The organism is Rhizobacter sp. SG703 (assembly GCF_012275445.1).
Classification (GTDB): domain Bacteria; phylum Pseudomonadota; class Gammaproteobacteria; order Burkholderiales; family Burkholderiaceae_C; genus Rhizobacter.
Genome location: NZ_JAAZQK010000001.1, coordinates 454,071 through 476,819, shown reverse-complemented (window position 1 = coordinate 476,819; position 22,749 = coordinate 454,071). Strand labels below are relative to the sequence as shown.

Annotated in this window: 25 protein-coding genes and 1 pseudogene; 8 read left to right on the top strand and 18 right to left on the bottom strand. The window is 70.5% G+C overall.

The window, feature by feature from the left end; all coding sequences use genetic code 11:
- Positions 1 to 57: 57 nt before the first annotated feature.
- Entirely contained in the window at positions 58 to 948 is an 891-nt protein-coding gene (locus FHT26_RS02055; RefSeq protein WP_168558516.1) for an AraC family transcriptional regulator, read from the top strand.
- Between the two features lie 122 nt (positions 949 to 1,070).
- Complete coding sequence (locus FHT26_RS02050; protein ID WP_168558515.1) at positions 1,071 to 1,373, top strand: plasmid stabilization protein; 303 nt, start codon at positions 1,071 to 1,073, stop codon at positions 1,371 to 1,373.
- Between the two features lie 15 nt (positions 1,374 to 1,388).
- Here FHT26_RS02050 and FHT26_RS02045 read toward each other — a convergent pair whose 3' ends face one another.
- The 5 genes from FHT26_RS02045 to FHT26_RS02025 are packed head-to-tail and all read right to left on the bottom strand — an operon-like array spanning position 1,389 to position 7,969.
- Positions 1,389 to 2,879: an efflux transporter outer membrane subunit gene (locus tag FHT26_RS02045; RefSeq protein ID WP_168558514.1), complete on the bottom strand. Its 1,491-nt coding sequence runs from the start codon at positions 2,877 to 2,879 to the stop codon at positions 1,389 to 1,391.
- Between the two features lie 17 nt (positions 2,880 to 2,896).
- Entirely contained in the window at positions 2,897 to 4,009 is a 1,113-nt protein-coding gene (locus tag FHT26_RS02040) for an ABC transporter permease (protein WP_168558513.1), read from the bottom strand.
- Between the two features lie 5 nt (positions 4,010 to 4,014).
- Entirely contained in the window at positions 4,015 to 5,178 is a 1,164-nt protein-coding gene (locus FHT26_RS02035) for an ABC transporter permease (protein ID WP_168558512.1), read from the bottom strand.
- Positions 5,175 to 6,965: an ATP-binding cassette domain-containing protein gene (locus FHT26_RS02030; RefSeq protein ID WP_168558511.1), complete on the bottom strand. Its 1,791-nt coding sequence runs from the start codon at positions 6,963 to 6,965 to the stop codon at positions 5,175 to 5,177. Before FHT26_RS02030 ends, FHT26_RS02035 begins: the two co-directional genes overlap by 4 nt.
- Entirely contained in the window at positions 6,962 to 7,969 is a 1,008-nt protein-coding gene (locus FHT26_RS02025) for an HlyD family secretion protein (RefSeq protein WP_168558510.1), read from the bottom strand. The genes FHT26_RS02030 and FHT26_RS02025 overlap by 4 nt, the downstream gene beginning before the upstream one ends.
- Positions 7,970 to 8,072: 103 nt before the next feature.
- On the opposite strand from FHT26_RS02025, the gene FHT26_RS02020 reads away from it, so the two are divergent.
- Positions 8,073 to 8,753 (top strand): TetR/AcrR family transcriptional regulator, encoded by a 681-nt coding sequence (locus tag FHT26_RS02020; RefSeq protein WP_168558509.1) that lies wholly within the window; start codon positions 8,073 to 8,075, stop codon positions 8,751 to 8,753.
- A 7-nt stretch (positions 8,754 to 8,760) separates the two neighbouring features.
- Here FHT26_RS02020 and FHT26_RS02015 read toward each other — a convergent pair whose 3' ends face one another.
- Positions 8,761 to 9,669, bottom strand: coding sequence for an AraC family transcriptional regulator (locus FHT26_RS02015; RefSeq protein WP_168558508.1), 909 nt, complete (start codon positions 9,667 to 9,669; stop codon positions 8,761 to 8,763).
- 148 nt (positions 9,670 to 9,817) lie between these two features.
- Here FHT26_RS02015 and FHT26_RS02010 point away from each other — a divergent pair, with 148 nt between their 5' ends.
- Complete coding sequence (locus tag FHT26_RS02010; RefSeq protein ID WP_168558507.1) at positions 9,818 to 10,654, top strand: oxidoreductase; 837 nt, start codon at positions 9,818 to 9,820, stop codon at positions 10,652 to 10,654.
- Positions 10,655 to 10,664: 10 nt separating this feature from the next.
- Here the strand turns inward: FHT26_RS02010 and FHT26_RS02005 are convergent, their stop codons facing one another.
- On the bottom strand, positions 10,665 to 11,198 hold the full coding sequence (locus FHT26_RS02005) for a phosphoglycerate mutase family protein (RefSeq protein WP_168558506.1): 534 nt from the start codon (positions 11,196 to 11,198) through the stop codon (positions 10,665 to 10,667).
- Between the two features lie 17 nt (positions 11,199 to 11,215).
- Entirely contained in the window at positions 11,216 to 11,401 is a 186-nt protein-coding gene (locus tag FHT26_RS02000; RefSeq protein ID WP_168558505.1) for a DUF3606 domain-containing protein, read from the bottom strand.
- A gap of 173 nt (positions 11,402 to 11,574) precedes the next feature.
- Between FHT26_RS02000 and xth the strand changes: the two genes are divergently transcribed.
- Positions 11,575 to 12,363: an exodeoxyribonuclease III gene (xth, locus tag FHT26_RS01995; RefSeq protein ID WP_168558504.1), complete on the top strand. Its 789-nt coding sequence runs from the start codon at positions 11,575 to 11,577 to the stop codon at positions 12,361 to 12,363.
- Between the two features lie 6 nt (positions 12,364 to 12,369).
- On the opposite strand, the gene FHT26_RS01990 is transcribed toward xth, so the two are convergent.
- On the bottom strand, positions 12,370 to 12,816 hold the full coding sequence (locus FHT26_RS01990) for an SRPBCC family protein (RefSeq protein WP_168558503.1): 447 nt from the start codon (positions 12,814 to 12,816) through the stop codon (positions 12,370 to 12,372).
- A gap of 144 nt (positions 12,817 to 12,960) precedes the next feature.
- Positions 12,961 to 13,143, bottom strand: a complete 183-nt coding sequence (locus tag FHT26_RS01985) for a GFA family protein (protein ID WP_210427200.1) — start codon at positions 13,141 to 13,143, stop codon at positions 12,961 to 12,963.
- Positions 13,144 to 13,353: 210 nt separating this feature from the next.
- Here FHT26_RS01985 and FHT26_RS01980 point away from each other — a divergent pair, with 210 nt between their 5' ends.
- Positions 13,354 to 15,165, top strand: coding sequence for a YbhB/YbcL family Raf kinase inhibitor-like protein (locus tag FHT26_RS01980; RefSeq protein ID WP_168558502.1), 1,812 nt, complete (start codon positions 13,354 to 13,356; stop codon positions 15,163 to 15,165).
- Between the two features lie 25 nt (positions 15,166 to 15,190).
- Here FHT26_RS01980 and FHT26_RS01975 read toward each other — a convergent pair whose 3' ends face one another.
- Positions 15,191 to 15,976 carry an SDR family NAD(P)-dependent oxidoreductase gene (locus tag FHT26_RS01975; protein ID WP_168558501.1) on the bottom strand — a complete coding sequence of 262 codons (786 nt, stop codon included), beginning with the start codon at positions 15,974 to 15,976 and terminating at the stop codon, positions 15,191 to 15,193.
- A 164-nt stretch (positions 15,977 to 16,140) separates the two neighbouring features.
- On the opposite strand from FHT26_RS01975, the pseudogene FHT26_RS29630 reads away from it, so the two are divergent.
- Positions 16,141 to 16,695, top strand: a pseudogene (locus FHT26_RS29630) (cysteine hydrolase family protein); the annotation flags it as partial.
- A gap of 28 nt (positions 16,696 to 16,723) precedes the next feature.
- On the opposite strand, the gene FHT26_RS29625 reads toward FHT26_RS29630, so the two are convergent.
- The 4 genes from FHT26_RS29625 to FHT26_RS01955 are packed head-to-tail and all read right to left on the bottom strand — an operon-like array spanning position 16,724 to position 18,908.
- Entirely contained in the window at positions 16,724 to 17,371 is a 648-nt protein-coding gene (locus FHT26_RS29625) for a UdgX family uracil-DNA binding protein (protein ID WP_246867664.1), read from the bottom strand.
- Between the two features lie 7 nt (positions 17,372 to 17,378).
- Positions 17,379 to 18,392: an SDR family oxidoreductase gene (locus tag FHT26_RS01965; RefSeq protein ID WP_168558499.1), complete on the bottom strand. Its 1,014-nt coding sequence runs from the start codon at positions 18,390 to 18,392 to the stop codon at positions 17,379 to 17,381.
- 59 nt (positions 18,393 to 18,451) lie between these two features.
- Positions 18,452 to 18,715: a hypothetical protein gene (locus FHT26_RS01960; RefSeq protein WP_168558498.1), complete on the bottom strand. Its 264-nt coding sequence runs from the start codon at positions 18,713 to 18,715 to the stop codon at positions 18,452 to 18,454.
- A complete protein-coding gene (locus FHT26_RS01955) occupies positions 18,708 to 18,908 on the bottom strand; it encodes a hypothetical protein (protein WP_168558497.1) in 201 nt (66 codons plus the stop codon). Before FHT26_RS01955 ends, FHT26_RS01960 begins: the two co-directional genes overlap by 8 nt.
- Positions 18,909 to 19,008: 100 nt before the next feature.
- On the opposite strand from FHT26_RS01955, the gene FHT26_RS01950 reads away from it, so the two are divergent.
- Positions 19,009 to 20,331, top strand: coding sequence for a chloride channel protein (locus tag FHT26_RS01950; protein ID WP_168558496.1), 1,323 nt, complete (start codon positions 19,009 to 19,011; stop codon positions 20,329 to 20,331).
- On the opposite strand, the gene FHT26_RS01945 is transcribed toward FHT26_RS01950, so the two are convergent.
- The 3 genes from FHT26_RS01945 to FHT26_RS01935 form a co-directional block, all read right to left on the bottom strand.
- On the bottom strand, positions 20,315 to 21,316 hold the full coding sequence (locus tag FHT26_RS01945) for an NADP-dependent oxidoreductase (RefSeq protein ID WP_168558495.1): 1,002 nt from the start codon (positions 21,314 to 21,316) through the stop codon (positions 20,315 to 20,317). The two genes, FHT26_RS01950 and FHT26_RS01945, sit on opposite strands and share 17 nt — an antisense overlap.
- A gap of 95 nt (positions 21,317 to 21,411) precedes the next feature.
- Entirely contained in the window at positions 21,412 to 22,008 is a 597-nt protein-coding gene (locus tag FHT26_RS01940; protein WP_168558694.1) for a TetR/AcrR family transcriptional regulator, read from the bottom strand.
- A 37-nt stretch (positions 22,009 to 22,045) separates the two neighbouring features.
- On the bottom strand, positions 22,046 to 22,732 hold the full coding sequence (locus FHT26_RS01935) for a glutathione S-transferase family protein (protein WP_168558494.1): 687 nt from the start codon (positions 22,730 to 22,732) through the stop codon (positions 22,046 to 22,048).
- Positions 22,733 to 22,749: the final 17 nt, after the last annotated feature.

Genomic DNA, 22,749 nt, shown 5'->3' with positions numbered 1-22,749 from the left:
TGCACGATCGTCCAGCCTGTAGCGACGGTGGGCCGCCACGCGAGGACAATGGCCGCCATGCCTTCGCACCCCGCCATGCTGGTCGACCTGCTGGACCGCCACACCGCCACCGACGGCCTGCACGCGACCGCCATCCCGGGCGTGAGCCTGGTCCGCAGCTCGGCCCCGACGATGCCGATGCCGGTGGTCTACGAGCCCACGCTGTGCCTGGTCGCGCAAGGGCGCAAGCGCGCGATGCTCGGTGCCACCCGCTACGTGTACGACGCGGCGCACTACCTCGTGGCGTCGGTCGACCTGCCGGTCGTGGGCACGGTGATCGAGGCCAGCGCGGCCAGGCCCTACCTGTGCCTGGTGCTCGACCTCGACATGGCCCGCCTCGGCGAACTGGCACTGCGCCACCCGCTGCCCGAGGCCGGCAGCGGCCTGTCGCCGCGCGGCATCGCCCTCAACCAGACGACGCCCGAGCTGCTGGATGCCGCGGTGCGCCTGGCCGCGCTGCTGGACGCGCCGCAGGACATCGCCGAGCTCGCGCCGCTGGTGCAGCGCGAGATCCTGTACCGGCTGCTGAGCGGGCCGGGCAACAGCCTGGTGCGCCACATGGCGCAGGCCGACAGCCACCTGAACCAGATCGCGCGGGCCATCGCGTGGATCCGCGGGCGCTATGCGCAAGCCTGGACCATCGACGAGGTGGCCGCGGTCGCGGGCATGAGCCGTTCGAGCTTCCACGCCCACTTCAAGGCCGTGACCTCGATGAGCCCGCTGGCGTTCCGCACCCAGCTGCGCCTGCAGGAGGCGCGCCGGATGATGGTGGCCGAGGCGATGGACGCTGCCAGCGCGGGCTTCCAGGTCGGCTACGAGAGCCCGTCGCAGTTCAGCCGCGACTACGGCCGCGTGTTCGGCATGCCGCCCGCGAAGGACGCGCAGCGCCTGCGGTCGGGCGTCGCCTAGGGGGTGCCCAGGCGGTGCCACCGCGGCGTGTGCGAATCGACCGACACGCGCTCGCTGCATCGTCCGGCTGACGGCGCGGCTCGCACGCGTCATGGTGGATGCCTGGACTTCAAGGAGCGATCATGCCCAGAGGTGACAAGTCGTCGTACACCGACAAGCAGAAGCGCGAGGCCGCGCACATCGAGAAGGGCTACGAGCAGCGCGGCGTCGCGAAGGACGAGGCCGAACGCCGGGCCTGGGCCACGGTCAACAAGGAGACCGGCGGCGGCAAGAAATCCGGCTCCGGCCGCGGCCAGCCCGAGAACCACGAGCCGGCGCGCAAGGGCGGGCGGCTAGGCGGCGCGGCGGCGGCCAGCCGCACCGCGGCCGAACGGTCGGCGTCGGCGAAGAAGGCGGCCGCCACGCGCAAGCGCAACGCGCGCTGAGCGATCGACGAGGCGTCAGTCGGCCGGCACCGCGGCAATCGCCTTGTTGAGCGCGACGAACCGCAGCTTCAGCCGGTCTTCGCTGGCGATCCGCTCGCGCCCGGCCTGCAGCAGGCCGCGCTGACTTTCGAGCACCACGGTGTAGTCGACCGTGCCGCTGCGGTACCGGGCCGTCGCCAGCGCGTGGACCTGCCGAATGCTGCGCTCGCGATCCTGCAGCTGCAGCCACTGCTGGCGTTCGGCCGCACAGGCATTCAGCGCGTCGTCGATCTCGTGCCAGGCCTGCAGCACGGTGCGTTGGTAGGCCACTGCGGCTTCCTGCTGTTCGAGTTCGCGCAGTTGCACCATGCGCACGCGCCGCCCGCGGTCGAACAGCGGCAGGTCCAGCGTCGGCCCGATGGACCAGGTGCGGCTGCCCCAGCTCGCGAACTCGCTGCCGAGGTAGGACTCGGTGCCGAACTTCGCGCCGAGCCGGACCGTGGGGTAGAGATCGGCTTTCGCGACGCCGATGCTGGCGGTCGCGCGGCGCAGCCGGGCTTCGGCCGCCTGGATGTCCGGTCGGCGTTGCGCCACCGTCGACGGCAGGCCGAGCGCCAGCTCGGGCAGCATCGCGTGTGCGTCCGGTGCCGGCGTGGCGAGCAACGCGGCGAGCGCGCCAGGGCGCTCGCCCAGCAGCAGTTCGACCTGGCCGGCAGCGGCCGCCTGCTGCACCAGCAGTGCAGGCCCTTGCCCCTGGCTCGCGGCGAGGTCGGCACGCAGCGGTTCGAGCGCCAGCGCATCGAGCACGCCGGCGCGCACCCGCGCGTCGAGGAGCTCGATGCGCTGCTGCTGTGCCGCGATGTCGTCGCGCAGCAACTGCGATTGCTGCTGCGCCGCGCGGAAATCCAGGTAGTGGCGGGCCACGTCGCTGGCCAGGCTCAGCCGGGCCAGGCCGAGCAGCGCGGCCTGGGCGGCGACGTCGGCGTTCGCCGCGTCGACCGCCTGGCTGACGCGGCCCCACAGGTCCAACTCCCACGACGCATCGAACCCGGCCTGGTACAGCGTGAAGGGCTCGCCGAGCACCCCGGCCAGGCGGTCGCGGTCGCCGCCGATCGCGTCCAGCAGTCGCGTACCGGCCCCGAACTCGCTCTGGCGCTGGCGAACGACACCGGCATTGGCCCGCAGCTGCGGGCCCGCCTGCGCCTCGACCGCGCCCCGCTGGGTGCGCGCCTGCGCGAAGCGAAGCGCCGCGGTGCGCAGGTCGGGGCTGGCCGTCACGGCGCGTCGCTCCAGTTCGTCGAGCATCGGGTCGCCGAACACGGTCCACCAGGCCAGCGGCCAGGCCTGGTCGGTGGCCACCGGCGGATGGAGCGCGTCATCGCCGCTGCGCCATTGGCCCCAGTCCGACGGTGTCGGCGTCTGTGGCGGGACGTGGACCGGCACGTCGGCACAAGCCGCCAACGCCAGTGCCGACACCAGCGCCAGCGCGGTCGACGGCAGCCAGCAGCGCGCAGCAGCAGGACGCATCGCAGGACCTCCCCGGATCAGGACAGACGGTTGCGGAACAGCCAGGCGGCCAGCGGCAGCGTCACCGCGGCCACGGCCAGCATCGGCACGAAGTCGAACGCCACCTCGTGCAGGCCGGCGCCTTCGAGGTAGACGCGGCGCACCAGGTCCATGCCGAAGCGCAGCGGGTTGGCGTAGGTGGCGATCTGCAGCACCGGCGGCATGTTGCGCACCGGCGTCAGCAGGCCCGACAGCAGCATCAGCGGCATGATCAGCAGGAAGGTGTAGAGCATCGCCTGCTGCATGCTGACCGACAGCGCCGAGATCGACAGCCCGATGCCCACCGCCGCCAGCGTGAAGGTGACGAGGCCCAGGTAGAGCAGCGCGACCGAGCCCTGCATCGGGATGCGGAACCAGAACACCAGGACCAGGAAGATGAGGGTGGACTGCAGCAGCCCGACCAGCATCGACGGCAGGGCCTTGCCGACCAGCAGCTGCATCGGCGTGAACGGCGTCACCAGCAGTTGGTCGAAGGTGCCGTGCTCGCGTTCGCGGGCCACCGACAGCGCCGCCACCAGCAGCGTCTGCATCATGCTCAGCGCGGCGATCAGGCCCGGCATGATGTTCCAGCGCGATTCGAGGTTCGGGTTGTACCAGGCGCGGCGCTCGATGCCGACGGCCGCAGCGGCGCCGCGCGCCTGGTTCATCTGCGCGACGATGGCACCGACCTGCGCTGCTGCCGCGCCGGCGGTCGACGAGTTGCGGCCGTCGAGGATCAGCTGCAGTGGCGCGGCTTGGCCCGCGGCCAGCTTCTGCTCGAAGTCCGACGGGAAGACGAGCACCAGCAGCACGCCATCGTCGTCGATCGCGCGGGCGATGTCGCGGCTCGAGGCCAGCACTGCGTCGCGCTGGAAGACGCCGGTGCCGTCCAGCCGGTCCAGCAGCGCGGCGGCGGTGGCGCCGCGGCCCGGATCCAGCACCGCATAGGGCGCGTGGGTCAGGTCGTAGGTGGCGCCGTAGCCGAACAGCAGGGCCTGCATCAAGGCCGGCGCGATCAGGATGACCCGGCTGCTGGGCTCCTTCAGCAGCGCCAGCAGCTCCTTGCGGCACAGGAAGCCGATGCGCACCAGCGCGGCGATGAAGTCGTGCATGGTGTTCAGTCCAAGGTCTTGCGCAGCAGGCGCCGCGTGGCCAGCAGCAGCACCACGGCGTAGACCGCGAGGATCGAACCGTCGCGCAGGATCATGGCCCGGTTGTCGCCGGCCAGGAACAGCGTCTTGACGAGGCCCATGAAGTGCGTGGCCGGCAACAGCTGGCTGATGACCTGCACGGCGACCGGCACGTTGCGCAGGTCGAAGACGAAGCCCGACAGCATCATCGCCGGCATGAAGCTCGCGAGCATCGCGATCTGGCTGGCCTCGAACTGGTTGCGGGTCACGCCCGAGATGAACAGCCCGAGCAACAGCGCGACCGCGAGGTAGAGCATCGACGACGCGACGATCACCGCGAGCGAACCGCGGATCGGCACCTCGAACAGGTAGCGCGCCGCGAGCAGGCACATCGCCAGGTCGATCGCGCCGACGACCAGGTAGGGCACCAGCTTGGCCAGCACGATCTCGAGCGGCCTGACCGGCGTGACGAACAGCGATTCCAGCGTGCCTCGCTCCCATTCGCGGGCGATCAGCAGCGAGGTCAGGAAGGCGCCGATCAGCGTCATCACCAGCACGATCAGGCCCGGTACCAGGTACCAGGTGCTGGTCGACGCCTCGTTGAACCACATCCGCGGCACCAGCTCGATGCTGCCCGGCCCGCCGGTCGCCTTGACTCCGCTGCGCGCGGCCTGCAGCAGTGCCGATTGGCCGAGGGCGCCAGCGACGTAGCCTTCGACGGACGCGGCGGTGTTGGAGTCGACCCCGTTGAGCACCAGTTGCAGCGGCGCCTGGCCGATGGCGAGCTGCCGCGAGAAGTCGGCGGGCACGCGCAGGATGGCCTGGACCTCGCCATCGCGCAGGCGTTGCTCGGCCACCTGGGCGCTCGTCATCCAGACCGGCGACAGGTATGGCGAACCGTTCAGGCCGGCGACGACATCGCGCGCCGTCGGGGAGCTGTCTTCCATCACCACGGCCAGCGGCACGTTCTTCACGTCGAACGACAGCCCGTAGCCGAACAGCAGGATCAGCATCACCGGCAGCAGCAGGCCGACCGCGAGGTTGCTGCGGTCGCGCAGCATCTGCCGCGCTTCCTTGCGCAGCAGCGCGGTGAAGCGGCGCAGGAAGCCGCTGCGTCCCGTTGCTGCCGGTGGAGTCGAGAGCGCACTCATGCGGCCGCTGCGCTCGACGCATGCTGTCGACGGCCCTGTTCGACGATCGCGATGAACGCCTCGTCCATGTCGCTGCCGTGGCCGGTACCGGCCTGCACCCGCACCTGCTGCGGCGTGCCGAGCGCCAGCACGCGGCCGGCGTCCTGGATCGCGATGCGGTCGCAGTACTCGGCCTCTTCCATGAAATGCGTGGTGACGACGATGGTGACGGCGCGCTGCGCGAGCCCGGTGATCGTGCGCCAGAACGCGCGCCGGGCCAGCGGGTCGATGCCGCTGGTGGGTTCGTCGAGGAACAGGATCTCCGGCTCGTGCAGCAGGCTGGCGGCCATCGCGAGGCGCTGCTTGTAGCCGTTGGGCAGGTCGCCGCTGCGGGCGGCGGCGTCGAGGCTGAACTGGGCCAGCAGCGTGGCGACGCGGTGCCGCAAGGCCTGGCCGCGCAGCCCGTAGGCGCCGGCGAAGAACTCCAGGTTCTCGCGCACGCTGAGGTTGCCGTACAGCGCGAACTTCTGCGACACGTAGCCGATGCGCTGGCGGGCTTGCGCGCGGGCGCGCCGCAGGTCGACGCCGGCCACCTGCAGCTGGCCGCTGGTGGCTGGCAGCAGCCCGCACAGCATGCGGAAGGTGGTGGTCTTGCCGGCGCCGTTGGGGCCGAGCAGGCCGAAGATCTCGCCGCGGCCGACCTCGAAGGAGGTGCTGGCGACAGCGGTGAAATCGCCGAACCTGCGAACGAGGTCGCGCACCTGGATCACCGGAGCGTGCCAGCCTGGCGCCTGTGCCGGCGGCCGCTCGACGAGCGCCGGGGGCGGCGCGACCGCAGCGTCGTCGCGCGGGCCGGCGGACGACGAGGCCTGCGCCGCCAGCATCATCATGAAGGCGTCTTCCAGCTCGTGCGGACGCGTTCGCACCTGCGCGCCCTGCAGCAGGTCGCCGAGTGCGTCGGCGTCGGCCCCGGGCTGACGGATGAAGCGCACGCCGCCGCCCTCGGGCACCGCATCGATGACACGGTCGCGCGCGTCGATGAGGCGCGCCTGCAGGTCGCGCGCGGTGACGCCCGCGGGCGGCGACGCGAGGAAGGTCAACCCCGTCGCGCGCTCCTTCAGGCGATCCGGCGGCCCCTCGGCCAGCACCACCCCCTGGTGGATCACGAACACCTGGGCACAGCGCTCGGCCTCGTCCAGGTAGGCCGTGCTGACGACGACGCCCAGCCGTTCCCCGTCGATCAACTGCTGCAGGATCTGCCACAGGTCGCGCCGCGACAGCGGGTCGACGCCGACGCTCGGCTCGTCGAGCAGCAGCAGCTCCGGCGAACGGACCAGCGTGCAGGCGAGACCGAGCTTCTGCTTCATGCCGCCCGACAGTTTTCCGGCCGGGCGGTCGGTGAAGCGGGCGAGGTCGGTCATCGCCAGCAGGCGCGCGAAGCGTTCGCGGCGCAGCGTCGCCGGCACGCCGTGCAGGTCGGCGTACAGGTCGAGGTTCTCCTGGACGCTCAGGTCCTCGTACAGGCCGAAGCGCTGCGGCATGTAGCTCACGCGGTCCTGCACCGATTGCGGGTCGGCGACCACGTCGGTGTCGAGCACGCGCAGCGTTCCCGCATCGGGCGTCAGCAGGCCGGCCACCATGCGCATCAGCGTGGTCTTGCCGGCGCCGTCGGGCCCGACCAGCGCGGTGAGCTGCCCCGCGTGCACCTGCAGCGCCAGGTCGTCGACCGCGACGATGCGGCCGCCCTTCGGCGCGGCGAAGGTCTTGCGCAAGGCCTGGGCGGCCACGGTGACGCGGCCGCCGGTCATGGCGGCGTCGCGGCGACCGACAGCTGCACCGTCGCCGGCTGCCCCATGCGCAGCAGGTCGGCGCTGTCGTCGATCCGGATGCGCACTTCGTAGACCAGGCTGGTGCGCAGCTCCTCGGTCTGCACCGACTTCGGCGTGAACTCGGCGACCGGCGACACGAACGCCACCTGCCCCTGCAAGGCCTCCCCCGGCCGGCTGTCGGTGAGCACGCGGGCGGGCTGGCCGGGGCGCACCCGACCGAGGTCCGGCTCGCCGACGTAGACCCGCACCCATTTGGGACCGCCGAGCGCCAGCGCGAAGACCGGCCGCTGCGGCGTCGCCATGTCGCCGGCTTCGAGCAGGCGCGAGCGCACCACCGCATCGGCCGGTGCCTTCAACTCGCCGAGGTCGATCTGGTGCCGAAGCAGCGCCAACTGGGCCCGTGCACCTTTCAACTGCGCCGCGGTGGCCGCCACGTCTTCCTGGCGGGCGCCGCGTTCGACCAGCTGCAGCGCTTGCGCCTGTTCGTTCGACCGGGCCCGCGCCACCTGCGCGGTGGCCTTGGCGCGGTCCAGGTCCTGCGCGCTGACGCCGCGCCCCTCGGTCGACGCCGCGACCTGTTGCAGCCGCGCGAGTTCCTGCTCGGCACGCGCGGCGTCGACCTGCGAGGCGGTCGCGCGGCTGCGGGCCTGCGCGACTTCTTCCGGGCGCGCGCCGCGTTGCAGGCGCAGCAGGTTCTGCTGTTGCGCGTCGATCTGCGCTTCGGCCTGGTCGGCCTGCAGGCGCAGCGTGCTGACGTCGAGTCGCGCCAGCACCGCGCCGGCCTGGACGCGATCGCCTTCCTGGACCCGCAGCTCGGCGACGCGCCCGCTGCCGTCGAACGCGAGCGAGACCTGCCGGATGTCGACGTTGCCGTGCAGCTCCAGCAGCCCGCTGTCGCGCGGCGGGCGTTGATGCCACCACCACAGGCCGGCGGCCAGCAGCGCGACGGCCAGAATGGCAACGAGAATGAGCGGCTTCTTCATCGGCATGTGCCCACGGCAAGAGGAACAGGCTGACCGGAACAGGCTTACTTTAAATGCAATTTAGACTAAATTCCACCATGGCTCAAGCGCCGGCACCGACGCCATGACGAAGACGCCACCCCGTCGCAGCACGCGCATCGACGGCGACCAGACCTACACCCGCATCCTCGAAGCCGCGGGTCCGCTGTTCGCGGCGACCGGTTTCGCCGAGACGACCAGCAAGTCGATTGCCGCCGAAGCCGGCGCCGATGTCGCGTCGATCAACTACCACTTCGGCAGCCGCAACGGGCTGTACCAGACCGTGCTGGCCGAGGCGCACCGGCGCCTGATCCGGCTCGACACGCTGCAGGACATCGCCGGCAGCGGCCTGCCGGCGTCGGACAAGCTGGCGCGGCTGATCGACACGTTGCTGGCAGCCACGACCGGCGAGCACGGCTGGCCGGTGCGCGTGCTGGCGCGGGAGGTGCTGGCGCCAACCTCGAACGCCCGCCTGCTGCTCGACGCGGAGATCGAGCCGAAGCTGGTCGTGGTGCAGGGCGTGCTGAGCGAGGTGTCGGGCATCCCGCGCGGCGACCCGGCGTTGTTGCGCTGCATGGTCAGCGTGGCGGCGCCGTGCCTGATGCTGCTGGTCGCCGGCAACGGCCTGCCGGGGCCGATCCGGCCGGTGCTGACCGGTTCGTCGGCCGACCTGGCGGCCCACCTGCATGCGTTCGCGCTGGCGGGCCTGCATGCGGTGGGCCAGCAGTACCGGGACCGGCCGCGCCGCAGGAAGAAGGCGCCGTGACGGCCGGTCAATGCGACGTGACCCAGGCCGGCTCGCCCGGCAGCGGCGGCATCGCGAAGCTCGACTTCAGCCGCGCCACCTCGGCGCGCGGGCTGAGCCCGAAGAAGCGCTTGAACTCCCGGCTGAATTGCGACGCGCTTTCGTAGCCGACCGCGGCGCTCGCCGCGGACGCCGTCAGTTCATTGCGCAGCATCAGCAGGCGTGCCTGGTGAAGGCGCACCGATTTGAGGTACTGCAGCGGCGAGCTCTGCGTGACGGTGCGGAAGTGCGCGTGGAAGGTCGGGATGCTCATGCCCGCCTCGCGGGCCAGGCGGTCGACGCTCAGGCGTTCGGCAAACGACGCGTGGATGCGCCGCACCGCCTTGGCAATCTTGCCGAACTGGCCCTGGCTCGCCAGCGCGGCGCGCATCGACGCCCCCTGTTCTCCGGTGAGCACCCGGAAGTAGATCTCGCGCACGATCGCCGGCCCGAGCAGCACCGCCTCCACCGGCGAGCTGATCGCTTCGAGGAAGCGCAGGACGGTCGCTGCCAGCGCGTCGTCCATCGGTGTCGAGAACATGCCGACCGGCGCGGACCGCGGGCTTCCGGTGAGTTCGTCGACCTGCAGCGCGAGGGCGGCCAGCACGGTGAGGTCGAGGCTGAAGTAGATCGCGAGCAGCGGCTCGTCGGCGCTGGCGTCGGTCTCCATCGTGAACGGCACCGGCACCGACACCGCCAGGTAGTGCTGCGCATCGTAGAGGTAGACCTGCTCGGCCCAGTAGCCCCGCTTGCGGCCCTGGCAGACGATGACGATCCCGGGCTCGTACAGCACCGGGGTCGACGCCAGCGGTCGATCGGAGCGCAGCAGGCGCACGTCCGGCAGGGCCGTCGACGTGTAGCCCTCGCCAGGGGCGAGTCGCTTCAACAGCGCGACCATGCGGGCTTGGCGTGATATCCCCATGCGGCGTACTGTGCATCAACCCGGACCGGAACCGCCGACAGCGGCGGAGCGGCTCATAGGAACAGGCAAGCATGGCAGAGGATTTCGGCTGGCCCCACCGCCCGCTCGATTCCAGAATCGCCACATGCAAAACACCAGGACATTCTTCATCACCGGCGTCAGCAGCGGCTTCGGCCGTGCGCTCGCGAGCGCCGCGCTGCGGGCCGGCCACCGGGTCGTCGGCACGGTGCGCAGCGCGCAGGCCGCGACCGAGTTCGAACGGCAATTTCACGGCGATGCGCATGCGAGGCTGCTCGACGTGACGCAGTTCGACGCGGTCGCCCCGCTCGCCGCGGCCATCGAGGCCGAGATCGGGCCGGTGGACGTCGTGATCAACAACGCGGGCTACGGCCACGAGGGCATCCTCGAAGAATCGTCGCTCGACGAGATGCGCCACCAGTTCGACGCGAACGTGTTCGGCGCGGTCGCGGTGATCAAGGCCTTCCTGCCCTTCATGCGGCAGCGCCGGCGCGGCCACATCGTCAACATCACGTCGATGGGCGGCCACATCACGATGCCCGGGATCGCGTACTACTGCGGCAGCAAGTTTGCGCTCGAAGGCATTTCCGGGACGCTGGCGAAAGAGGTGAAGGGCTTCGGCATCGCGGTGACGGCCGTCGCGCCGGGTTCGTTCCGGACCGATTGGGCCGGCCGCTCGATGCGGCGCAGCGCGCGCTCCATCGGCGACTACGACGCGTTGTTCGATCCGATCCGGCAATCGCGCATCGACAAGAGCGGCAGGCAGCTGGGCGACCCGGACAAGGCCGCGGCGGCGATCCTCGCGCTGCTGGACCTGCCGGAACCGCCGGCGCATCTGCTGCTCGGCAGCGATGCGCTCGGGCTGGTGCGCACCCACCTGGAGGCGATGCAGGCGAGCCTGGTGCGCCATGAAGCGCTGACGCGCTCGACCGACGCGGCCTGACGCCGCAGGCCTACGCGTCGCCCGCGAGCAAGGACTGGTGCTGCACCGACCAGCGCCAGCCGATGTCGTCGTCGCGGGCGAACACCCAGACCTCGTCGTAGCAGTCTTCCTCCCAGCGGCGCGTTGCCGCTTCGGCCACGCCCAACGCGCCCGCCAGCACCGGGATCTGCTCGTGCCGCCAGCAGATCAGCACCGGCCCGGTGGCCGAAAGGCTGCGACGGATCACCTCGTCTTCGCCGCCGTCGGAGCGATGTTCGGCCTGCACGTGGACCTGCAGCGCCGCGGCAAGCGGCGCGACCGTCAGGGCAGGGCGCCTGGTGCGCCCGTGCGACGCCGCGGCAAAGATGGTGGCGGGCGGTGCGATGCCGGGTTGCCGCGACGAGCTCGTCCTCGACGCGAAGTACGGCACCAGCGCACCGGCGCGTTGCCATCCGCGCACCGACAGGCCGCCGGGATCGGCCACGCCGTGGGCGTCGATCGCGATGTCGTCCGCGCCGGGCCGCGGCTTCTCGGCATGGCGGATGATCATGATCAGCTGGGACATGGCCGAGCCGCCGCTGCTCAGCGAGGCTTCGCGCTCAGGTGCTTCTCCACGTCCTTCGCGGCGGTGCCGACCTCTTTCACCGCGGCCTTCAGCCGGTCCGGGCTCACGTTGAGCTTCCTGGCCCAGTCGCGGAGTTCGTAGTCTTCGTTGACGTTGATGCGGGTGCGATCCTGGCCGCCAGCCTTGCTCTTGTCGTCAGCCATCGTGTGCTCCTGGAATCTGCCCGCGCCGGAATGCGGGGGCATTGCCTGCATGGTCGGCACCGAAGGCCTCGCGCCATACCGGACAACGCCGCGATCCCGTGCCGGCATCGTCCGACAGACCGACGGGCCACGATCCCACAGCGGTGGGCGGCTTGCCGGGCAAGACTGCCGTGATGAAGATCGCGACCTACAACATCAACGGCGTGCGCGGGCGGCTGCCGTCGCTGCTGGCGTGGCTGGCGTCCGATCAGCCGGACGTCGTCTGCCTGCAGGAACTGAAGACCTCGCACGCGACGTTCCCCCGCGCCGAGCTCGAAGCGGCGGGCTATGGTGCGATCTGGAGCGGCGAGAAGGCGTACAACGGCGTGGCCATCCTCGCGAAGGGCGAGCAGCCGATCGAGACCCGCCGCGGACTGCCGGGCGATGCGAAGGATGTGCAGAGCCGCTACATCGAGGCGGCGGTGAACGGCGTGCTGGTCGCCTGCCTCTACCTGCCGAACGGCAATCCGCAACCCGGGCCGAAGTTCGACTACAAGCTGGCCTGGTTCGAACGGCTGATCCGGCATGCGGCGTCGCTGGTCGACCGGGACGAACCGGTGGTCATCGCAGGCGACTACAACGTCGTGCCGACCGACGACGTGACGGACATCTACAACACCCGCTCGTGGCTGAAGGATGCGCTGCTGCAGCCGGAGAGCCGCGCGGCCTACTTCCGGCTGCTCGACCAGGGCTGGACCGACGCGCTCGCGAAGAAGCGCCCGCGCGAACCGCTGTACACCTTCTGGGACTACTTCCGCCAGCACTGGCAGCGCAATGCCGGGCTGCGCATCGACCACCTGCTGCTGAACGCCAGCGCGGCGAAGCGGCTGAAGGCGGTCGGCGTCGACCGGGCGTTGCGCGGCTTGCCGAAGGCCAGCGACCACGCGCCGGCGTGGATCACGCTGGCGCGGCGCCGGGCGTGACGAGGGTCAGTCCGGAATCACCGGCTCGACCAATGTCGCGAGCTGCGCGAGCGATTCCTGCCAGCCGAGGTAGCACATCTCGACCGGGATGACCGCGGGTACGCCTTCCTGCACGATGCTCAGCTCGGTGCCGCACGACACCGCGGCCAGCGTGACGGTGGTCTCCATCTCGCCGGGCAGGTTCGGGTCGTCGAACGTGTCGGAATAGCGGATGCGCTGGTTCGGAACCAGCTCGCGGTATTCGCCCCCGAACGAGTGGCCGTTGCCGGTGCTGAAGTTCGTGAACGACATCCGGAAGCTGCCGCCCACGTGGGCTTCCATGTGGTGGACTCGGCAGGTGAAGCCGTACGGCGGCAACCATTTGGCCATCGCGTCCGCAGTGAGGAAGGCCCGGTAGAGGCGGTCGGGGGTGGCCCGGATGACGCGGTGGAGTCGGACGGTGTTGGTCGGCATGATCGAGTCCTGAAGCAGAGGATGACCCTCGGAAGATACGACGATCGGTCGTCGCGGGAATCGACACGCGATGCCCATCGAGGCGACGGCCCGGCGATGAGGATCCGACCTGAAGGCATCATCGCTGTTCGATTCGTTCCGGTATCAGCGCACCGCCAGTGCGTGCGCAAGGTCCGCCGGCGCGGCGGCTTCGGGCCAGGTCGGCACGCCCTCGGGCAGCGTCAGCCACGGCTGTTTGCGCTTTGCCCAGATGTGGGCGGCGATCTGCAGTTCGTCGCTTCGGTCCAGCGTGCCCCCAGGTCTGGCAGTCGCGGCAGTGGCAGGCATAGGTCGGCGGCAGGCCGTCCAATGCCAACGTGTAGCGCACCAGGCCACACCGGCATCAACCTCGGATCTCGCTCATCGTCGCCGCCTCTCATCCTTCGAATCGCTGCGATTTGAACGTCGGTGTCCGGCCACCGTCAATGCCTGGGCACACCGGTTGCCGCCGCATCGCATGCACCGGCCGCTCGGTGCGCCACTCCAGGGACTTGCGCCATGCTCTCGCTTCACCTCACACGTCTTCTCGCGTTGCTTGCGGCCGGCGTTGCCGCAGTTTCCGCGCCGGCCCAGCAAGGCGACGGCACCCAGGAGCGCATCCGGACCAACGTCTTCAAGCCCGCGAAGGTCAACGCGACGCCGGATCGCATCGCCGCAGTGAAGCTGCCGAAAGGCTTCAAGGCCTCGGTGTTCGCCAGCGGCCTGAAGAACGCCCGCATCGTCGTGGTCGCGCCTGACGGCACGGTTTACCTGAGCCGGCGCGACCAGGGCGATGTGCTGATGCTGAAGGACGCCGATGGCGACGGCCGTGCCGACGGACCGCCGGTCAAGGTGGCGAGCCGGCCGGGCGCGCACGGCCTGGCCGTCCACGACGGCAAGCTCTACCTCGCGACGGTGAAGGAGATCTTCGTCGCGCCGATCCAGCCCGGCGGCACGCTCGGCGCGGTCGAGATGATCGTCGGCGACCTGCCCGATGCCGGGCAGCATGCCAACCGCACGATCGCGTTCGGACCCGACGACATGCTGTACATCAGCGTCGGCTCGACCTGCAATGCCTGCAATGAAAGCAACCCCGAGAACGCCACGTTGTTGCGGGCGTCGGCCGACGGCAAGAGCCGCACGATCTTCGCGACCGGCCTGCGCAACACCATCGGCTTCGCCTGGCACCCGGCCACCGGCGAGCTGTGGGGCATGGACCATGGCATCGACTTCCTCGGCGACGAGGTGCAACCCGAGGAACTGAACAGGATCGAGGCCGGCAGGCAATACGGATGGCCGCACGTCTGGGGCGCGGGCGAGTTCAACCCGCAGAGCACGCCGGTCGGCGACATCGGCAAGGCGCAGTGGAAGGCGCTCAGCACGCCGATGGCGATGGGCTACACGGCGCATGCGGCGCCGATGCAGATGGTGTTCTATCCGGGCGGCTCGTTCCCGGCGGAGTACACCGGCGACGCGTTCGTCACGATGCGCGGTTCGTGGAACCGCAGCCCGGCGTCCGGCTACGAGATCGTGCGGATCCGCTTCTCGAACGGCGCGCCGCAGCGCTTCGAGCCGTTCGCGACCGGCTTCCTGACCGATGGCGGCCGGACGCACATCGCCCGGCCGGTGGGCCTCGCGGTGGCGAAGGACGGCGCGCTGTTGATGGCCGACGATGCGAACGGGCTGATCTATCGCATCGCATACACCGGCGCCGCCTCGGGCACCACCGGTGCTGCGGCCGCGATGCCGCCCGACGGACCGATGAAGGCGCAGACCTCGCGCGGCCTCGGCGTGCCGCTCGCGAAGGACCGCGACGAAACGCGCACGGGAACACGCACCGGCAGCACGATGACGGTGTCGTCCGTCAGCTTCGCACCCGGTGCCGCCATGCCGCTGAAGCACAGCGAGTACGCCGACGGCATTTCGGCGCACCTGCAGTGGAGCGCCGTGCCGGACGCGAAGTCCTACGCCATCGTGATGGAAGACCCGGACGCGAAGCCGATCGCGCCTTTCGTCCACTGGGTGGCGTGGAACATCCCGGCCGGCACGTTGATGCTGCCCGAAGGCCTGCAGGAGCAGCCGCGCCTGACCGATCCCGACGGCATGCTGCAGGGGCGCACCAGCCGCGGATCGTCCGGCTGGTACGGGCCGCGCCCGCCGGTCGGCGATCCGCCGCATCACTACCACTTCCAGGTCTTCGCGCTCGATTCGACGCTCGAGGTGCAGCCAGGGGCCGATCGCGACACGCTGCTCGCGGCGATGAAGGGCCACGTGCTGGCGAAGGGCGAGCTGGTCGGCGAGTTCCAGCAGACGGTGAAGCCCCTCAAGTAGCCGAAGGGCTTCGCGGAGCTTGTCGTCAATGCGCGCTGCCCGGCTCGGCCATTTTCCGGTGCCGCTCCGCGAGCACGGCCGCGGGCGTGACGCCGGCCAGCGCGACCTGCACCTTGTTCTTCCAGCCGGCGACGACGTCGCCTTCGCCGGCCTGCATCGCCTCGAAGCCCACCTTCGCGACGTCGGCCGGATCGGCCTTCCTGTCGGTCGCGACCTTGGTGTCGAGCATGTCGGCGCGGGCGAAGAACTCCGTGTCGGTGGGGCCTGGCATCAGGCAGGTCACCGTCACGCCGGTGTCCTTCAGCTCGTTGCGCAGCGCCCACGAGAACGAATCGATGAAGGCCTTGCTGCCGTTGTAGACCGCCTGGAACGTGCCGGGCATGAAGCCGGCGATCGAGCCGGTGATCAGGATCTTTCCGCGGCGGGCCTCTCTCATGCGGACGCCGACCTCGTGGATCAGGCAGACGGTGCCGGTGATGTTGGTGTCGATCACGTTGCGGATGTCGTCCAGCTCCTGCTCGAGGAAGGCGCGGCCCAGGCCGTGGCCGGCGTTGGCCAGCAGCGCGTCGACCGGCCGGCCGCCGATGGCCGACAGCAGGGTCTCGACGCCGGCGCGCGTGGCCAGGTCCGCCTGCACGGTGGTGACCTGGGCGCCGAGCCGCTGGACGGCTTCGGAAGCCGGCTGCAGGTCGCGGTCGGCGGCGAGGATCAGGTCGTAGCCGTTCTTCGCGCACTGCCTGGCGAGTTCGAGCCCGATGCCGGACGATGCGCCGGTGACGACGGCGAGGGGACGAGCGGTGGTGGTGGTCATGGCGACTCCTGTTGAACAAGGACACGAGTGCGCCATGCTCGGCCTCGGTGCCCGGCCTGTGAGTCAGGCGGATGGGCGTCTTCGGGTAGGAGAGTTCAACCCCGCATGCAGGATCGGTGCGGTGTCGGGCTCATCGTGAATCGACCAACGCCATCCTTTGCACCATGACCACCACGACCCCCCAGCGCAAGCGCACCGGCAAGCTCTCGGAGCCGCCCGTCGAGGCGAGCCCGACCGTGCTGCTGATGGTGGACTTCATCAACCCGCTGTCGTTCGACGGCGCCGAGCAGCTCGCCCCCTGCGCGCTGCGTGCCGCGGCCGCCACCGCGCGCCTGCGGCGCGAACTGGCGGCGCGCAGCAAGCGCATGCCGCTGTGCATCTATGCAAACGACAACTACGGCGTCTGGCGATCCGACTTCAAGGCCTTGTGGCTGCGTTGCTCGCGAATGCCGGGAGAGGCCGGGCGCATGGCGAGGATCCTCAAGCCCAAGCCCGGCGACTGCACGCTGCTGAAGCCGCGCCATTCGGCGTTCTACGAGACGCCGCTCGACATCCTGCTGCGCCAGGTCCGGTGCAAGCGACTGATCGTGACCGGCCTCGCCGCCGACAGCTGCGTGCTGTTCACCGCGATGGATGCGTACGTGCGCGGCTACGAGCTGTGGGTGCCGTCGGATTGCGTCGCCAGCGAGACGGCCGAGGCAGCCAGCTACGCGCTGGGCCACATGGAGCGCGTGCTGAAGGCGGCGGTCAGCCCGGCGTTCCAGCCGCAGGCCCGCGCTGCGCCCGGCGCAGATCGGCCACCCACGCGCGCACGGCCTGCTCGCGCTGCGCAGGCTCGCCGCGCAGCAGCGCGGCCGGGTGCAGCGTGACGAGCACCGGCAGCCCGTCTTCGCGCAGCAGCCACCGCCCGCGCTCGCTCAACACCTTCACCGCCCGGCCGAGCAGCGCACGCGCCGCGGTGCCGCCGAGCGCAACCAGCATCTCGGGCCGGACCGTCGCGATCTCGCTTTCCAGCCAGTGATGGCACGCGATGATCTCCAGCTGCGCCGGCGTCTTGTGCTTGCGGACCTTGCCGCGCATCTCGAACTTGAAGTGCTTGACGGCGTTGGTCACGTAGAGGCTCTCGCGGGGCCAGTCGAGCTCGTCGAGCGCCTGGTCGAGCAGCCGGCCGGCGGGGCCGATGAACGGATGCCCCTCGCGGTCCTCCTTGTCGCCGGGCTGTTCGCCGACGAACATCCAGCGGGCGTTCGGCCGGCCTTCGCCCCACACCGTCTGCGTGGCGCGCTCGCCCAGCGGGCATTCGCGGCAGGTGGCCGCGCTGCGGCGCAGGCGGGCCAGCGCGCGCGCCGCCTTGTCGTGCGAGGCATCGCCGCTCGCGCCAGGCGCCTTGGGCATCGCGCCGTCAGGGATTGCCGCGCCCGCCGGAGGCGCCGTAGATCTGGCCGGTGATGTAGCTCGCGTCCGCCGCCGCCAGTTGCACGTACACCGGCGCCAGTTCGGCCGGCTGGCCGGGGCGGCCCATCGGCGTGTCGCCACCGAACTTCGCGAGCTTCTCCTGCGTCTGGCCGCCACTGACCTGCAGCGCGGTCCAGAACGGCCCCGGCGCGACGCCGTTGACGCGGATGCCCTGTTTCGCGAGCTGCTTCGCCAGGCCCTTCGTGAAATTCATGATCGCCGCCTTCGTCATCGCGTAGTCGATCAGGTTCTCCGACGGGTCGTAGGCGTTGACCGATGCGGTGTTGATGATGGCCGCGCCGGGTTGCAGGTGCGCGAGCGCCGCCTTGGTGATCCAGAACATCGCGTACACGTTGGTCTTCATCGTCCAGTCGAACTGTTCGGTGGTGATGTCCTTGATCGAGTCCTGGCTCTGCTGCCGGCCCGCGTTGTTGACCAGGATGTCGAGCCCGCCCAGCTGCTGCACCGCGTCGCTCACCAGGCGCTGGCAGAACGCCTCGCTGCGGATGTCGCCGGGCAGCGCCACCGCCTTGCGGCCGGCCGCCTGGATCAGCCGGACCACCTCGCGCGCGTCGGGTTCCTCGGCCGGCAGGTAGTTGATCGCGACGTCGGCGCCTTCGCGGGCATAGGCGATGGCCGCGGCGCGCCCGATGCCGCTGTCGCCGCCGGTGATCAGCGCATGGCGCCCGGCCAGCCGGCCCGAGCCCCTGTAGCTGGACTCGCCATGGTCGGGCCGCGGCTGCATCTTTCCGGCCAGCCCCGGCCAGGGCTGGGACTGGTTCGGGAATGGCGGCTTCGGGTACTTCTCGGCCGGGTTGCCCGCCGGGGAGGGCGCCGCGCCGGACGCTGCGCTGGCGGCACTCTGCGCGATGGCCGGGCTGGTCACCGCCGCGGCGAGGCCGGTGGCCATGCCGCCGACGATCTGTCGGCGGGAGAGCGGGGTGTCGTCGTGTCGATCCATGTTCGGCTCCGTGTGATGTCGCGAGCGATGCCGGCAACCGGTGTGCCGCCGCAGCCAGCTCAGGTCAGCCAAGCCGGGGGCACCTCGGTCATTGCGGCCAACGGCCGGGCCTCGTGCGCGGCGTGCTGCAATGCCGCGTCCTTCGACGGAAACTCGCCGTCGAGCAGCATCGTCCGCTCGTAGGTGTTCTCGCCCTGGTCCCACCACGCGGTCAGCTCGGCCTCCCAGCGGCCGTTGCCCACGGGGTGTGCGGCAGGCCGCAAGGTCATGGCCTTGCCTTCGATGTCCTGCATGGGGTCGCCTTCCGGCTTGCCGTCAGTCATGGCCTTGGCGAACGTTGTCGAGCGCGGCATCGCTTTGTTGCTTCTGCCGGCGTGCACTGTCGCGTGTCGCGGCGCCGTTTTGCGCGGTCTCGCCTGGCGCTCTGGTCAGTTCGTCGCCGCTGCCCGGCTTGTCGGGTTGCAGCGGCTCGGCCCGCGGCGGTTTGCTCGCGGAAGGGGTGCGATCCTGGTTCATGCGGTGCCTCGCAGGTTGCAGGCCGCCCGGTATGGGCGGCCCTCGCCGCAATCGGGCAAGCGGCGTTCCTGACCGGCCGACAGCAGGTATGGTTCAGGCGATGAAACACAGCGAACCCGATTTCCTTCACCACCTGCGCGCCGAGCTGTCGAACGGCCGCACCTGGTTCGACCGTGCCGTCGTGCTGGGCTACGCGGTGGCTGCCGGCCTGTCCGTCGTGGCCTTCACGCTCGCGAGCGACGCGGTCTCCGGCCTGTTCCTGCAGTACCACCGCGGCTGGCCCTGGGCCGTGCTGCTGACCACACCGCTGCTCACCGCCGGCATCGTCTGGCTCACGATCCGCTGGTTCCCGGGCGCCTCGGGGTCCGGCATTCCGCAGATCAAGGCGGCGCTGGACCCGGCGCTGCCCGAAGAGCGCCGCGCGCTGTTCGCGTCGCTGCGCCTGACCGTGGCCAAGATCGGCCTCGGCGTCGCAGGCTTCGCGGCCGGCCTGTCGATCGGCCGCGAAGGGCCGTCGGTGCAGGTGGCCGCCGGCGTGATGCAGGACGCCCGGCGCTGGCTCTCGCCCGGCACGGCGATCGACGGTCGCGCGCTGCTGGTGGCCGGCGGTGCGGCCGGCATCGCGGCGGCCTTCAACGCCCCGCTGGCCGGCGTGGTGTTCGCGATCGAGGAACTGTCGGGCCGGCTCGAGGCGCGCTCCAGCGGGCTGATCATCGCCGCCATCGTGCTGGCCGGCCTGGTGGGCGTGTCGGTGTTCGGCAACGCCAGCTACTTCGGCGTGATCAGGGTGCCGCGGCTCGGCTGGGATGCGCTGTGGCCCGGCCTGCTGGTCGCGCTGCTGAGCGGCGCGGCCGGCGGGCTGTTCGCGCGGCTGCTGATCGCGTCGTTGACCGGTGCGCCGGGCCGCCTGAATGCGCTGCGGGCGCGCTTTCCGGTGCGCTTCGCGGCTGCCGGCGGGTTGGCGGTGGCCGTCATCGGGCTGGTGTGCGGCGGTGTCACGTTCGGCGCCGGCTCCGAGGCGGTCAAGCAGATGCTGAACGGGCACGACGAACTGACGCCGCTGTACACCGGGCTGAAGTTCATCGCCACCTGGCTGACCGCCTGGTGCGGCGTGCCGGGAGGCATCTTCGCGCCGTCGCTGGCCATCGGCGCCGGCATCGGCGATGCGGTGGCCCGGCTGGCCGCCAGCGAGCTCGGGCCGGCGCTGATCGCGATGGGCATGGCCGGCTTCCTGGCTGCCGTCACGCAGGCGCCGCTGACCGCCTTCATCATCGTGATGGAGATGGTCGACGGCCACTCGATGGTGCTCAGCCTGATGTCCGCGGCGATGCTGGCCAGCCTGGTGTCGCGCATGATCAGCCGGCCGCTCTACGGCACGCTGGCGCACCACATGGTCGACAAGGCCCTCACTTCACCCGGATGACGACCTTTCCCTTCGCGCGACCGGATTCGACGTGGGCCAGCGCTTCGTTGGTGGCCGCGAACGGAAAGACCTTGTCGATCACCGGGCGGATCGCGCCGTCTTCGATCAGCCGCGCGATCTGCTGCAGCTGGCGCCCGTCGGCCTTCATGAAGAGAAAGGCGTAGTCGATGCCGCGCGCGGCGGCCCGGCGCCTGACGCCGGCGCTCAGCAGCCGCATCGCCAGCCTGACGAAGCCGGGTGCCCCGATGTCCCTGCCGAAGTCGGGGTCGGGCGGCCCGGAGATGGAGATGAGCCGGCCACCGGCCTTCAGCACGCGAAGCGATTTCTCGAGCGTCTTGCCGTCCTGGCTGTTCAGCACCACGTCCTGGTCGCGCAGGATGCTTTCGAAATCCTGCGTCCGGTAGTCGATGACGACCTCGGCGCCCAGCCCCTTCACGAGCGCGGTGTTTGCAGCGCTCGTCGTCGTCGCGACCGTCGCGCCCAGGTGCCTGGCGAGCTGGATCGCGAACGTGCCGACGCCGCCGGAGCCGGCCTGGATGAAGACCTTCTGCCCCTTCGCCAGCCTGGCCTTCTCGACCAGCGCCTGCCATGCGGTCAGGCCCACCAGCGGGATGGACGCTGCCTCTTCCATCGTCAGGCCCTGCGGCTTGAGCGCCAAGGAGGCTTCCCGGACCGGAACGAACTCGGCGAAGCTGCCGATCCGGAAGTCGTCCACGCGCGCGTGGACCTCGTCGCCCGGTTTGAACCGCCGCACCCGCGGTCCCGCCTTGACCACGACGCCGGCGACGTCGTGGCCGAGGACCAGCGGCAGGCGATAGGGCAGGATCAGCTTGAACTCGCCGTTCCTGATCTTGGCGTCCAGCAGGTTCACGCCGGCGGCATGCACCTCGACCAGCACCTCGTCGTCGCGCAGCGCCGGGGTCGGCAGTTCTGCCAGCGTCAGGGCGCGCTGCTTGCCGTAGCGCTCGAGGATGAATGCTTTCATGGGGTTCCTTGCAGTGAATGTCGCATGATGATTGTCATGTAGATTGGCAAAAAAATGCGGCTGGATCCGATGGTGGATCCAGCCGCTGTCGGGGCTCAGGGGCTCAGTCGCTGCAGCGCCGTCTGGCGCAGGTCGTGCGACAACGCGGGGTCATCGACGGCGCGGGCCAGCAGCATGGCACCGACCATCGTCGAGAGGGTGACGAGCGCGCGCTCGTGGGCCGCTGGCTGTCCCCAGTCGGGCAACTGACGCGCCAGCAGGTCGATCATTTCCTTGATGTACCGGGTGGTCGCGCGACGCACTTCCGGCGCCTGGCGCGAGGTCTCCGACCCCAGCGCGACCAGCGGACAGCCCCGTTCGGCATTCTCCAGGTGCTCGCTGGAAAGATAGGCCCCGAGCATCGACGCCAGCGCCAGGTCGGCCGGCACGCGGGCCACCACGCCGGCCGCCGCCGCGGCGGACTCCGCGCAGGCTTGCGCCGACGCTTCGGCCAGCATCGCCTCGCGCGACGCGAAGTGGGCGTAGAACGCGCCGTGCGTCAGCCCCGCTTCTTTCATGATGTCGGCGACGCCGGTGCCGTCGTAGCCGCTGCGGCGGATGGCACGGGCGGCCACCGCCACGATGCGCTCGTGCGTGGCCTCCTTGGCGGCTGCTCGGGCGCTGGTTGTCGAATTTCGCATGACGATCATCATACACAATTCGAGCGCCCGGCGCATGGCGGAGGGGTGCTCAGAATCCCATGCGCTTCAGGTCGACCGGCAGGAAGGCCTGCCCGCTGCGGTTCTTCACGCTCGGCCGCTGCGCGACGCGCTCGCGCCACTGCAGCAGCGCGCTGCTGCCGGCCGGCGCCGCCAGCCCGGCGGCGTCGGCGAACATCAACCCGGCGAACAAGGTGATGTCGGCCATCGAGAAGCTGTCGCCGGCCACGAAGGGCGCGTCCTTCAGCACGCCGTTGAAGTAGGTCATGCCGGCCACGGCCTTCGCGCCTTCGCGCCGGCCCATCTCGGCGCGGCCGTCCCAATCGGGGCTCTTGAAGGCCTGCAGCGCGCTGCCGAGCCCCGGCGTCGCATGGTGGAAGTAGAGGCCGACCGGGTCGAGCACATACGCCTCGGCACGCCGCTGCATCATGTGGACCATCGCCTTCTCGCGCGGCGTGCGGCCGGTCAGCGTCGGCTGGCCGTCGAGGTTGTCGAGGTACTCGGTGATGGCCGTGCTTTCGGAGATGAAGCTGCCATCGTCGAGTTCGAGCACCGGCAGCACGCCCGACGGATTCTTCGCAAGGAAGGCGGGCTGCTTGTGCTCGGCCCCGATCAGGTCGACCGGCACGAACTCGACCCGCGCGTCGAGCCCTTTCTCGGCGAGCGCGATGCGGATGCGGGCGGGGTTGGGGAAGCCGGGGCGGTCGTGGATTTTCATGGGTCTGGACTCGGGTT